The sequence below is a fragment of the Candidatus Dependentiae bacterium genome (assembly GCA_013821315.1).
In the GTDB taxonomy this organism is placed as follows: Bacteria; Babelota; Babeliae; order Babelales; family Babelaceae; genus JACDHA01.
The window spans coordinates 1-12,845 of the sequence record JACDHA010000031.1 but is presented as its reverse complement, the minus strand read 5'-3'; the positions used below and the strand labels follow the sequence as shown (position 1 = coordinate 12,845).

Below are 12,845 nucleotides of genomic sequence, written 5' to 3'. Positions count from 1 at the left end.
ATTTGGCGTACACGGCTGCGTTGAACTAATTTCTCCAAATGTACTTAGATTAGATTCCCTTGAACCTACTTTAGTTTTACCTTGTATACTCAGAATCATAAGGCATAGCCCTAGAGTGGTAAGTATATACTTCATACAGACTCCTTTTTTAGTACTTAAGCTCAGCTTGAATGCTAAATCTAATCTAGTACGTCAGGAATCTTTTGTCGATAGCAACATAGGTGTTTGTTGTTTTATTTATCATGTTGCGTTAATGATTGTAATTCTTTATTAAGAAAATAACTAAGTAACGTACGAATAAGCACAATAATTGCTAGGATGCCAAGCTCCGAGTAGCTAGGATGTGCCACTGAGCCAATAATGTCACCAGCAACGGCAAACTCAAGACCTAACGTTATACCATAGCCTAGCTCAAGACGTATTTGATTTATACCAATTACGGTACCTTGATGACGGGTAAAACGCAAAAAGTACAACTTAATTGCCCGGAAACTACTAATAACAATAACTAAAACTCCCATAAAAGAGACTATGTATTCACAAGATTCAAGAAATAAAGAAAATAAAGTATGTAATTGCATCTTTCTATCCTACCAGCTTAGAGTGCATCAATTATTTTAACCAAAACATAGCCTTAGTCCATCATACTAACAAGCTTGTTGTCAATCTTTATGCTTGCCAATAAATGAATCATAATCCCCTAAGGCTTGAAATAAATTTTATTTAAGATATAATTATAATTACAAATATTAAAACAAAAAATTATTGCGATCTAAGGGTTAACTATGAAATATTTCTTTCAATTACTTTTGTTTTCTCTTTATCTTATACCGTTAAGTTATGGTATGAATACTGATTCTCTTAATCCATTTGATCAGCAGCTCATAGACGCTGCAACGATAGGTGATATAGATCAAGTAAGAGATTTAATTACCAATCTTTCAGTTAGCGTTAGTGCTAAAGCAGTAAATGGTAGTCAAGCTTTACATTTTGCTGCACAAAATGGGCATAAAGAGGTAGTAGAGCTGCTGCTCAAGTTAGGTGCTTATATTAATGCTAAGGGCACTCATAATGCTAGTGCTTTACATTTTGCTGCACAAAAGGGCCATAAAGAGGTAATAGAGCTGCTGCTCAAGTTAGGTGCTGATATTAGTGCTCTAGATAGTAATAATGCTACTGCTTTGCATGTGGCTGCACGAAACGGCCATAAAGAGGTAGTGAAGTTGCTGCTCAAGTTAGGTGCTGATATTAGTGCTCTAGATAGTAATAATGCTACTGCTTTGCATGTGGCTGCGCAAAAGAGCCATAAAGAGGTAGTAGAGTTGCTGCTCAAGTTAGGTGCTGACATTAATGCTAAGACAAGTAATAATAATACTCCTTTGCATTTGGCTGCAGAAGAAGGCCATAAAGATTTGGTAGAGCTGCTGCTCAAGTCAGGTGCTGACATTGACGCTAAGACAAGTAATAATAATGCTACTGCTTTGCATTTGGCTGCACTAAATGGCCATAAAGAGGTAGTGGAACTGCTGCTCAAGTTAGGTGCTGATATTAATGCTAAGTCAACTCAGCATGATTTTACTGCTTTGCATTTGGCTGCACTAAAGGGCCATAAAGAGGTAGTAGAGTTGCTGCTCAAGTTAGGTGCTGATATTAATGCTAAGGCAGCTCATAATAATACTGCTTTGCATTTGGCTGCACAAAATGGCCATAAAGAGGTATTGGAGCTGCTGCTCAAGTTAGGTGCTGATATTAGTGCTCTAGATAGTAATAATGCTACTGCTTTACATGTGGCTGCACAAAAAGGCTATAAAGAGATAGCTGAAATGCTTATAAGTTTTAACGCACAAGTACCACAGGATCTAATATTACATCAGCTAGTTATGCAGGCACAAAAAGATCAAGCAGAATTAAGGTCAGCTCTTACTTTTAAAGCTCGAGCTAGACTGTTAAATCAAGGTATATATGTCTGTCCTGCTATAAAAGAGCTTATCGGTGCTAAAAGAGAACTTCTTTTAGAAGCAGTTAAGCACAACAAGGCTAAAAAAGTTAAGACACTGCTCAAAGAAGGCTTTAGTTTAAACACGTGTGGTAAAGATGGTAACACTTTGCTGCATTTAGCTGTAAAGCATAATAGTCAGGACGTACTAAAGGTGCTGTTGCCTTTCTGTTCAAAAGACAATCCTAAGGCATGGGATAAAAAGAATAATGATGGATTAACGCCAGTTGAAGCAGCTGTAGCTGCAGGTAATCTTGAAATTTTAAGAATGCTTATAGCAGCTGGAAGAGAACAAGAAGATGCAACTCAAACAGTGAGCCATAAACGTTCTCGTGAAAAGGATTCTGCTCTAGAATGCACTAAAAAAGTGCGCGAATAATCTTAACACTAGTAATTATAAAAGGTTTTCTTATGAAATATATACTTTATACATTTTTATTTTCTCTTTTAGTTATACCGTTAAGTTATGGTATGAATACAAATTCTATTAATCCGCTTGATCAGCAATTGATAGATGCTGCAACGGCAGGTGATATAGATAAAGTAAGAGATTTAATTACCAATCTTTCAGTTAACGTTAGTGCTAAAGCAGTAAATAATAGTCAAGCTTTACATTGGGCTGCAGCTGGGGGTCATAAAGAGGTAGCAGCGTTGCTGTTGAAGTTAGGTGCTGATATTAATGCTAAGACAGGTAATAATGGTACTGCTTTACATTTTGCTGCACAAAATGGGCATAAAGAGGTAGTAAAGCTATTATTAGAGTTAGGTGCTGATGTTAATGCTAAGGGAGCTAATAATTATAGTGCCTTACATTTAGCTGCAGAACATGGTCATAAGGAGGTAGGGAATCTTTTACTTGCAGCTGGTGCTGATATTAATGCTAAGACAGGTAATAATGGTACTGCTTTACATTTAGCTGTACAGTTTGGTCATAAGAGTTTAGTAGAGCTATTACTTGCAAAAGATGCAGATATTACTCTTAAAGATATAGATGGTAGAGTTCCTTTACATTTAGCTGCAGAATATAAATGTAAAGAAATAGTAAAGCTACTGCTTGCTGCAAACAATGCAGATATTAATATTCCAGTTAAAATTGATTCTGAATATGTGGACGATGAGCAAACAGATGGTTGTACTGCTTTGCATTATGCTGCAGGAACGGGTCAGTCAGAGGTAGTGAAGTTGTTGCTCCAAGCAGGCGCTAATATTAATTATAAAAATACCTATGGTGAGACTCCTTTATCTATGGCTGCAATTTTTAGCTGTAAGGACGTAGTGAAGTTGTTACTTTCAAAGGGTGCAAATTTTGGTATAAATGTCCAGGGCTATACTCCTTTACATCTAGTTGCAATGAGCGGTAGTAAGGGCTTGGTGAGGTTGTTTCTTGCAAAAGGTCTAAATGTTAATGTTCAAGATGTATCTGGAACCACTCCTTTGCATTGGGCTGCAAGGACAGGTTATAAAAAGGTAGTGATGGTACTGCTCAAGTTAGGTGCAGATATTAATGCTGCAAGCGATGAGGGTGAGGTTGCTTTACATTGGGCTGCAGGCAGTCGCTTTAGTAAGGCTGCAGATATAGACCTTAAGGAAATAGTGGAGTTATTGCTTGCAAGTGGTGCAAATATTAATGCTAAAGATAGAAACGATCAGACTGCTTTATATCTAGCTGTACAGTCTAGTCATAAGAAAGTAGTTGAGTTATTACTTGTAAAGGGTGCAGATAGTAGTGTTGTAAGTTTTTCTGGTTATACTGCTTTAGATTTGGCTGTGGAACAAAGAAACGTAACTATAATAGAGATATTCCTTGCTTTTGGAGTTGAAATTAGAAAAAGTTCAATTGCCTATGAATGTGTAGTACAAGCAAATAAGAACCAAACACGGCTTCGTATAGCCCCTAATTTTAAAGCTATAGCACAGTTACTTAATCAAAATGTTTATGCTTGTCCGGCTATACAACAATTAATAAATGATAAAAGGAGTCGGCTTTTAACAGCAGTTAAGAAAGATAAAGTTGAAAAGGTTAAGGCATTGCTCAAAGAAGGCTTCAGTTTAAACACTTGTGGTAAAGATGGTAACACTTTGCTGCATTTAGCTGTAAAGCATAACAGTCAAGATGTACTAAAGGTATTGTTACTTTTCTGTTCAAAAGACAATCCTAGGGCATTAGATAAAAAGAATAATAATGGATTAACGCCAGTGGAACTGGCTGTAGCTGAAGGTAATCTTGATCTTTTAAAAATGCTTATAGCAGCTGGAAGAGAACAAGAAGAGACAACTCAAACAGTGAGCCATAAAGGTGCTTGTCAAGACGCCAATCAAGAGCCTATTAAACAAGCTCCTCAGTAATAATAAAATAATTAAAGTATCAAGGGCATCTCTATGAAACTCATTTTTAGATTACTTTTATTTTCTCTTTTCCTTATACCGTTAAGTTATGGTATGAATACTGATTCTATTAATGCGCTTGATCAACAGCTCATAGACGCTGCAAAGGTAGGTGATATAGATAAAGTAAGAAATTTAATCACTAATCTTTCAGTTAACGTTAGTGCTCAAGGAGCAAATGGTAGTCAAGCTTTACATTGGGCTGCAGCTGGGGGCCATAAAGAGATAGTATAGTTACTGCTCAAGTTAGGCGCTGATATTAATGCTAAGGAAGCTCAGAATTGGACTGCTTTACATATGGCTGCACAATACGGCCATAAAGAGGTAGTAGCGTTGCTGCTCAAGTTAGGTGCTGATATTAACGGTAAGGCAGCTTATAATATTACTGCTTTACATGCGGCTGTACAAAACGATCATAAAGAGGTAGTAGCGCTGCTGCTCAAGTTAGGTGCTGATATTAGTGCTAAGCTTACTGATAATTGGACTGCTTTACATTGTGCTGCACATAAGGGCCATAAAGAGGTAGTAGAGTTGCTGCTCAAGTTAGGTACTGATATTAATGCTAAAACCGATGATAATGCTACTGCTTTACATTTGGCTGTACAAAAAGGCTATAAAGAGATAGCTGAAATACTTATAAGTTTTAATGCGCAAGTACCACAGGATCTAATATTACATCAGCTAGTTATGCAGGCACAAAAAGATCAAGCAGAACTAAGATCAGCTCTTACTTTTAAAGCTAGAGCTAGGCTGTTAAATCAAGGTATATATGCTTGTCCTGCTATAAAAGAGCTAGTGGCTCTTAAAAGAGAGCTTCTTTTAGAGGCAGTTAAATGTAACAGTGTTGAAAAAGTTGAGACACTACTCAAAGAAGGCTTTAGTATTAATACCTGTGGTAGAGATGGAGATAACTTACTGCACGTAGTTATAGCTCATAAAAGCAATAAAGTCCTACGTTTTTTATTGTATTTCTGTTCGCAAGACAATAAAAATGTATGGGATAAAAAGAATAGCAGAGGACTAACTCCAATACAAGTAGCTCTAGCAACTTCAAACTTTGAGGCACTAAAAATAATACTTGGTATCAGTCAAGAAAATATTACAACAGATGCTACTCAAGCAACAGGTAGTAAGCGTCATCGCAGAGAAGATACAGATTTAAAGAGCAAATAAGCTCAATGACACTTTAATTTTAGGATTTACTTATGAAACGTATTTTTTATTTTATTTTATCGTCTCTCTTTTTAATACCGCCTGGTTATAGTATGGATACACATTCTGCTAGTCCGCTTGAACGTGAGCTTATACAAGCAGCTAAGAGTGGAGATTTAGCTTGTGTTCAAGCTCTTATTGCTCATGCTGAAGTTCATATTAATGCTACAGATGAAAATACTGCGACTGCTTTACATGGTGCTGCACGTAATGGGCATAAAGAAGTAGTAAAGTTGTTACTCGAAAAAGGCGCAGATATCGATACTGAAGATGAAAATAATCATACTCCTTTGCATAGTGCTGCATATGCTGGTTATGCAGAAGTAGTAAAGCTATTACTCCAAAAAGGTGCCTCGATTAATACTAGGGTTGAAGGAAATGAAGATGAAGATGAAGAGGAAGAGGGTTATACTGCTTTACATTTGGCTGCAGAAAACGGCCATAAAGAGGTAGTAGAGCTGCTGCTCAAGTCAGGTGCTGATATCAATGCTAAAGATGAAGAGGATAATACGGCTTTACATGTGGCTGCACAATGCGGCCATAAAGAGGTAGTAGAGCTGCTGCTCAAGTCAGGTGCTGATATCAATGCTAAAGATGAAGAGGATAATACGGCTTTACATGTGGCTGCACAATGTGGCCATAAAGAGGTAGTAGAGCTGCTGCTCAAGTCAGGTGCTGATATCAATGCTAAAGATGAAGAGGATTATACTGCTTTACATGTGGCTGCAGAAAACGACTATAAAGGGATAGCTGAAATGCTTATAAGTTTTAATGCGCAAGTACCACAGGATCTAATATTACATCAGCTAGTTATGCAGGCACAAAAAGATCAAGCAGAACTAAGATCAGCTCTTACTTTTAAAGCTAGAGCTAGGCTGTTAAATCAAGGTATATATGCTTGTCCTGCTATAAAAGAGCTAGTGGCTCTTAAAAGAGAGCTTCTTTTAGAGGCAGTTAAATGTAACAGTGTTGAAAAAGTTGAGACACTACTCAAAGAAGGCTTTAGTATTAATACCTGTGGTAGAGATGGAGATAACTTACTGCACGTAGTTATAGCTCATAAAAGCAATAAAGTCCTACGTTTTTTATTGTATTTCTGTTCGCAAGACAATAAAAATGTATGGGATAAAAAGAATAGCAGAGGACTAACTCCAATACAAGTAGCTCTAGCAACTTCAAACTTTGAGGCACTAAAAATAATACTTGGTATCAGTCAAGAAAATATTACAACAGATGCTACTCAAGCAACAGGTAGTAAGCGTCATCGCAGAGAAGATACAGATTTAAAGAGCAAATAAGCTCAATGACACTTTAATTTTAGGATTTACTTATGAAACGTATTTTTTATTTTATTTTATCGTCTCTCTTTTTAATACCATTTGGTTATGGTATGGATACACATTCTGCTAGTGCTCTTGAGCGTGAGCTTATACAAGCAGCTAAGAGTGGAGATTTGGCTCGTGTTCAAGCTCTTATTGCTCATGCCGAAGTTAATATTAATGCTACAGATGAAGATACTGCGACTGCTTTACATTGTGCTGCAAGTAATGGCCATAAAGAAGTAGTAAAGTTGTTACTCGAAAAAGGTGCAGATATCGATACTGAAGATGAAAGTAATTATACTCCTTTGCATAGTGCTGCACATAATGGTTATCCAGAAGTAGTAAAGCTATTACTCCAAAAAGGTGTCTCTATTAATAGTAGGGTTGAAGGAAATGAAGATGAAGATGAAGAGGAAGAGGGGTGTACTGCTTTACATTTGGCTGCAGAGTTAGGCCGTATAGAAGTAGTAGAGCTGTTACTTCAAGAAGGGGCAGATGTTAATGCTATAAATGACTATCATCAAACTGCTTTACATTTGGCTGCAGAGAGCAGCTGTGAGCAAGAAGAAATAGTAAGGCTGTTGCTGGAAAAAGGTGCACATGTTAATGCTAAAGATATAAAGAATAGGAACACTGCTTTACATTTGGCTGCACGTAGGGGCTATGCAAAAGTTGTAGAACTGTTACTCCAGAAAGGTGCAAAAAGTAATGTACGAGCTGAAGAGGGTAATACCCCTTTAGAGTATGTTGTTAGTTACAATTGGGCTTCAAAAGACAAAAAGAAAAAAGTAGTCGAGATATTACTTGCTTTTGGAGCTAAAATTCCAGAAGAATTAGCTTTGCATCCAATTATAGTACAAGCACAAAAAGACCAAACGCAGATACGTACAGTAAAGAGTTTTAAAGCTAAAGCTGAGTTGCTTCGTCAAGGTATATATGCTTGTTCTGCTGTAAGAGAACTTGTGGATGTTAAAAGACAACTTATTTTAGAGGCAGTTAAATACAATAATGTTGAAAAAGTTAAGGCATTACTCAAAAAAGGCTTTAGCATTAATACCTGTGGTAAAGATGGTAATAATTTACTGCATATAGCTATAGCTCATAAGAGTCATAACGTATTAGCCCTGCTTGTTTATTTTTGTTCACAAGATAATAAAAATGTATGGGATAAAAAAAATAGCGCTGGACTAACGCCGATGCACGTAGCTCTAGCACAATCAAACTTTGAGGCATTAAAAATAATGCTGAATATCAGTAAAGAATATACTACTGCAGATGCTCCTCAGACAACAGGTAGCAAGCGTCCTCGTAAAGAACATGCAGATTTAAATAGCAAATAAGCTCAATAATACTCTAATTTTAGGATTTAATCATGAAACGCATGTTTTATTTTATTGTATCATCTCTTTTTTTAATACCAGCTGGTTATGGTATGACTACCCATTCTACTAGTGCGTTTGAATCTGATCTTATAAAAGCAGCCCAGAATGGAGACTCGCTTGGTGTTCAAGTTCTTGCTCTTGTTGTTAGTATAATTGCTAAAATTGATCCTGCTAAAATTGATCCTGAACTTATACAAGCAATCCTCAATGGAGATTCAGCTTGCCTTCTAGCTTTTATGGCTACTATCAATCTTAACCTTGAAAACTTTCATACTCCTTTACATGGGGTTGCATATAGTGGTCATAAAGAAGTAGTAATGCTGTTACTCCAAAAAGGTGCAGATATTAATGCTAAAAATCCGCATGGAGATACTCCTTTACATCATGCTGTATCTGAAGGTCATAAAGAAGTAGTAAAGTTATTACTCCAAAAAGGTGCAGATGTTACTGCTAAAAATTGCAATGGTTATACTCCTTTACATTTCGCCGCGCACTCTGGTTATACAGATATAGTAGAGATGTTCATTGAACAAGGTGCAGATATTACTGTTAAAAATGATATACATTTTAATAATACTGCTTTACATTATGCTGCGCGAGACGGTCATAAAAAAACCGTAGAGCTCTTACTTGCCAAAGGCGCAGATGTTAATGCTCTAAATGAATATGGCAGTAATCCTTTACGTGGGGCTGCTCTTTTTCATTACGAAGAAGCTGTAGAGGTATTAATTGCTTTTGGAGCTGAAATTCCACAAAACTTAGTTGCTAATTCAATTGTAATGCAAGCACAAGAAAACCAATTACAACTTCGCATAGCACCTGACTTTAAAGCTAAAGTGCAACTATTAAATAAAGGTGTGTACGCTTGTCCAGCTATGAAAGAATTGATAAATACTAAAAAAGAGCACTTATTAACAACAATTAAACAAGATAATGTTGAGGCTGTTAAGGTGCTACTCAAAGAAGGTTTTAGCATTAATACCTGTGGCAAAAATGGTAATAATCTACTGCATGTAGCTATAGCTCATAAGAGCCATAACGTATTAGCTCTGCTTGTTTATTTTTGTTCACAAGATAATAAAAATGTATGGGATAAAAAAAATAGCGCTGGACTAACGCCGATGCAAGTAGCTCTATCAGTATCAAATTTTGAGGCATTCAAAATAATGCTGAATATTAGTCAAGAAAATGTTACTATAGATGCTACTCAGACAACAGGTAGCAAGCGTTCTCGTCAAGCATCTATAGATTTAAAGAGCACATAAGCTCAATAATAACCTCATTTTAGGATTTACTTATGAAACGGATTTTTTATTTTATTGCATCATTACTTTTTCTTATATCAAATAGCTATGGCATGAATAGTGATTCTATTAATAAATCAGCTCAAGAGCTTATTCGTGCCATTAAAGCAGGTAATGTTCAAGAGGTCGAAGCCTTATGTGGCAATACCCGTATTATTAACTTGCGTTATAGTTATAAGGATGATATGGCTGATGGTATTACTGCTTTGCATATAGCTGTTTTGTTTGGTCATACAGAGATAGTAGAACTCTTAATTAAAGCAGGTGCTAACGTTACTGTTTTAACTAAAAATAATAAAAATATATTCTTTTATGCTGTGCCGCAAGATAATAAAGAGATACTTGAGTTACTTCTTAGAGCACATGAACGTGCTAACAGTAAGATTGGCTACAACGAGTTTACTCTTCGTTGGGCTATAGAAAGCAATTACAAAACTATAGTAGAGCTATTGCTTGAAGCTCATGTTGAATTTCAAGCTACTGATGGTATTACTGCATTACATTTAGCCGCATCAAATGATCGTTGTGAAATAATGGAAATGCTCATTGAAGCAGGTGCAGATGTTAATGCTGAAGATCAAAAAAGTATTACACCGCTTATGTTAGCAGCAGAGGATGGGCATAAAAATGCAGTACAAATCTTAGTTCAACATAAAGCTGATATTGAGGCTCAAGCTAAAAAGCATGATAATTCTAATGCTCTTCAATTAGCTGCAGGTAATGGTCATAAAGAAGTAGTCGAGCTGTTACTTCAATCAGGTGCTCGTATAAATGAGCAAGGTCCCCGTAATAATACTGCTGTTCAATTAGCTGCTCAAATGAAACATAAGGATGTGGTAATCCTACTGCTTCAATCAGGTGCAGATGTTAAAACGTATACAGTAGGTGTAGATTCTACTTTGCTGCATTGGGCTGCAGAGCATGGTTGGAGTGATATAGCTGATTTATTACTCAAAAAAGGTGTGGATAGTGATATTAAAAATAGTAACAAGGTTACTCCTCTTCATATGGCCGCTTATAATGGCCACAGCCGTGTGGTAGAGCTACTTCTTAATAATAAAGCTGATAGTAATGCTCAGGCAATAGATGGTAATAGGCCTATTGAATGTGCAGTAAATCAAGGCCATCGATTAATAGTAGAAATACTTCTTGCTTTTAAAGCTCAAATTCCCCGCAGTGTACTCTTTAATAAAGTTTTGGCACAAGCTAAAAGCAATCAGGGACAGTTAAGTACAGCGCGTAGTTTTAAGTCTATAGCCGATTTACTTAGTAGAGGTGCTTTTATGCCTGCTTTTATAAAAGTACAAGTAGATCTCAAAAGGCAGGAACTGCTACAAGCTGTCAAGCAAGACGACGTAGTCAAAGTTACAGAACTGCTTAAAGAAGGCTTTAGTTTAAATACGTGTGGCAAAGATGATAATACGCTGTTGCATTTAGCTATAGCGCATAACAGTCAGCAGGTGTTAGAACTGTTGTTGAGCCTATACTCTGCTGACGATAATAAGAAACTATGGAGTAAAAGAAATACTCTTGGTGTTGCGCCGGTAGAGGCAGCGGTAGCTGCAGGTAACGTGGAACTTTTAAAAAAGCTACTTGATAGTAAATTAACAGAATCAGATAAAGCTTTAAAAGAAGATACTCCAGACAATCAAGAATGACAACAAGTAAAACTCACGCTATTTAACAGGACTTTATTGATGCTCTCTGAAGCAAAAAGCAGTAGCTTTTTTACTGATAGCTTTTAAGTTTTAAAGCACGTTGCTCTGGTGTAGGATGTGTAGCAAATAGATAATATACAAAAAAGTTGGTCCATTGAGAGAGTAGCAATTTGTGTTGGGTGGTATACTCTTTCATAAAGTCTATACCACCTTGAGCAGTACTTAAGGCTCGAGCTGCTTGCTTATCTGCTTGCATCTCATACGATCGTACAAGAGCATTGCAGAGAAGGGCTATGCCAAACCAAATAAAAAAGAGTTCTGTTGCATACGATGCGCCCATAAAAGATGACACAGCAAGTGCAAAGCCCAACCCTGCACTATAGGGAAGAGAAAGTAATTTTATAGCAATAAGCTCGGTGGCATGTTTTTCCATTTGTAACACATGAGCTATCTCGTGAGCTATAATAAAATCTTGCATAGGCTGTGTATAGTCTTGAAGCTCAAGGTAGTTAAGGGTAATAGTATAATTGTGTGGTACAAGTTTTATGATATCTAAAGCTGAAATACGTGTATCGACTAAAAATTGCGTATAAGCAATTGCTTCGTGATAGTGTGTGTCGTAAATATAACGCACGGTAATACCTGGCCGCGTATTGTGCGGCCAAGAAAATAAAGTAAGTATATGCTCAACTCTTGTGTGAAGCTCTTGCTTAAGGTGTGTTAGATCAGGCGTAGATATGTTTTTTGGTGTATGCATAGTGTTAGAATGCCAATCCACCTTTAATATACGTACTCCATTGGTTGATGCTATTTCTTTGGCTATAATCAAGAGCATCAAACTCAAACTCTCCGCCTATGCCTATAAAGCCATCAGCGCACTGTAAGCTTTGTATTTTTTCAAAATTATATCCTATGTACCCAAACAGTTTATGAGTAGCAATAGCAGGAGCTCTGCCTGATTGCTTATCTAAATTTTTAGTTTTAAGAGTTACTGGTGGTTCTGAAAGATAAGCTTTTTCAACACCGGTCTCTTCTGTGCTTCCCGTTTGTATACTTGTTGCTGTTACTGCAATATCGCTTGAATCAAGTAAATTAGGGGCTTTTTTATGATTAGTAAAGCCACGTGACCGCAAGGTAGCTCTGCTTTGTGTTGCATTAAGCGTTGGCTCTTGTACGAGTCTATCAAACATACTTGGCACCGTACTGGTAGTTGTATACTCACGATAACAGACACCTTCAGTTCCTTTAATGCCTACTAACCGCTTTGTGTCTTTATTGCATTGTGCTCGAGTAAAGCAGACTGTTTCTTGCGTATTGCCATAAAAGTTATACCCTACGTCAATTGAGAGCCTGTCGGTGCGATAAGCTACTTTAGCACTTATGTCACCTTTGACAGAAACGCTCGACGTTATAGTGCGAGTAGTATAGTTTATGCCGCTTACAAGATTATGAGCATAAGTGCCATCAGAGTTTAATTCTTTTAACAAGAGGTATCTGCTTAAAGGGCCATTTTTACATAAATCAAATGAGCGTTGTTGTCTGTTTTTAAATAAATGTGTAACATTTCCTTCTACGTAGACTGAAAG

At 36.8% G+C, this 12,845-nt stretch carries 11 protein-coding genes; 8 read left to right on the top strand and 3 right to left on the bottom strand.

Annotated features, from left to right (window positions below; translation table 11 throughout):
• Nucleotides 1-233 precede the first annotated feature (233 nt).
• The gene (locus H0X48_06220; protein MBA3954888.1) at nt 234-521 is read right to left on the bottom strand and encodes a DUF1622 domain-containing protein; all 288 of its coding nucleotides are present in this window, start codon (nt 519-521) and stop codon (nt 234-236) included.
• Between the two features lie 264 nt (nt 522-785).
• Between H0X48_06220 and H0X48_06215 the strand changes: the two genes are divergently transcribed.
• From H0X48_06215 to H0X48_06180, 8 genes are all read left to right on the top strand, one after another.
• Nucleotides 786-2,375: an ankyrin repeat domain-containing protein gene (locus H0X48_06215; protein ID MBA3954887.1), complete on the top strand. Its 1,590-nt coding sequence runs from the start codon at nt 786-788 to the stop codon at nt 2,373-2,375.
• A gap of 32 nt (nt 2,376-2,407) precedes the next feature.
• Nucleotides 2,408-4,342, top strand: coding sequence for an ankyrin repeat domain-containing protein (locus H0X48_06210; protein ID MBA3954886.1), 1,935 nt, complete (start codon nt 2,408-2,410; stop codon nt 4,340-4,342).
• A 33-nt stretch (nt 4,343-4,375) separates the two neighbouring features.
• Complete coding sequence (locus H0X48_06205) at nt 4,376-4,615, top strand: hypothetical protein (GenBank protein ID MBA3954885.1); 240 nt, start codon at nt 4,376-4,378, stop codon at nt 4,613-4,615.
• A gap of 63 nt (nt 4,616-4,678) precedes the next feature.
• A complete protein-coding gene (locus H0X48_06200; GenBank protein ID MBA3954884.1) occupies nt 4,679-5,554 on the top strand; it encodes an ankyrin repeat domain-containing protein in 876 nt (291 codons plus the stop codon).
• Between the two features lie 32 nt (nt 5,555-5,586).
• On the top strand, nt 5,587-6,891 hold the full coding sequence (locus H0X48_06195; GenBank protein MBA3954883.1) for an ankyrin repeat domain-containing protein: 1,305 nt from the start codon (nt 5,587-5,589) through the stop codon (nt 6,889-6,891).
• 32 nt (nt 6,892-6,923) lie between these two features.
• Nucleotides 6,924-8,255, top strand: a complete 1,332-nt coding sequence (locus H0X48_06190; protein MBA3954882.1) for an ankyrin repeat domain-containing protein — start codon at nt 6,924-6,926, stop codon at nt 8,253-8,255.
• 32 nt (nt 8,256-8,287) lie between these two features.
• A complete protein-coding gene (locus H0X48_06185) occupies nt 8,288-9,562 on the top strand; it encodes an ankyrin repeat domain-containing protein (GenBank protein ID MBA3954881.1) in 1,275 nt (424 codons plus the stop codon).
• A gap of 32 nt (nt 9,563-9,594) precedes the next feature.
• Nucleotides 9,595-11,259, top strand: a complete 1,665-nt coding sequence (locus H0X48_06180) for an ankyrin repeat domain-containing protein (protein ID MBA3954880.1) — start codon at nt 9,595-9,597, stop codon at nt 11,257-11,259.
• A 70-nt stretch (nt 11,260-11,329) separates the two neighbouring features.
• Here H0X48_06180 and H0X48_06175 read toward each other — a convergent pair whose 3' ends face one another.
• On the bottom strand, nt 11,330-12,094 hold the full coding sequence (locus H0X48_06175; GenBank protein MBA3954879.1) for a M48 family metalloprotease: 765 nt from the start codon (nt 12,092-12,094) through the stop codon (nt 11,330-11,332).
• The coding region (locus tag H0X48_06170; protein ID MBA3954878.1) for a hypothetical protein at nt 12,021-12,845 on the bottom strand (825 nt) is incomplete at its 5' end. The genes H0X48_06175 and H0X48_06170, both read right to left, overlap by 74 nt.

What these genes read in the sequence shown, in the direction of transcription:
- H0X48_06210 (MBA3954886.1), top strand. Translation starts at nt 2,408, where the DNA reads ATGAAATATATACTTTATACATTTTTATTTTCTCTTTTAGTTATACCG.
- H0X48_06200 (MBA3954884.1), top strand. Translation starts at nt 4,679, where the DNA reads ATGGCTGCACAATACGGCCATAAAGAGGTAGTAGCGTTGCTGCTCAAG.
- H0X48_06195 (MBA3954883.1), top strand. Translation starts at nt 5,587, where the DNA reads ATGAAACGTATTTTTTATTTTATTTTATCGTCTCTCTTTTTAATACCG.
- H0X48_06175 (MBA3954879.1), bottom strand. Translation starts at nt 12,094, where the DNA reads ATGCTCTTGATTATAGCCAAAGAAATAGCATCAACCAATGGAGTACGT.
- H0X48_06180 (MBA3954880.1), top strand. Translation starts at nt 9,595, where the DNA reads ATGAAACGGATTTTTTATTTTATTGCATCATTACTTTTTCTTATATCA.
- H0X48_06185 (MBA3954881.1), top strand. Translation starts at nt 8,288, where the DNA reads ATGAAACGCATGTTTTATTTTATTGTATCATCTCTTTTTTTAATACCA.
- H0X48_06190 (MBA3954882.1), top strand. Translation starts at nt 6,924, where the DNA reads ATGAAACGTATTTTTTATTTTATTTTATCGTCTCTCTTTTTAATACCA.
- H0X48_06215 (MBA3954887.1), top strand. Translation starts at nt 786, where the DNA reads ATGAAATATTTCTTTCAATTACTTTTGTTTTCTCTTTATCTTATACCG.
- H0X48_06220 (MBA3954888.1), bottom strand. Translation starts at nt 521, where the DNA reads ATGGGAGTTTTAGTTATTGTTATTAGTAGTTTCCGGGCAATTAAGTTG.
- H0X48_06205 (MBA3954885.1), top strand. Translation starts at nt 4,376, where the DNA reads ATGAAACTCATTTTTAGATTACTTTTATTTTCTCTTTTCCTTATACCG.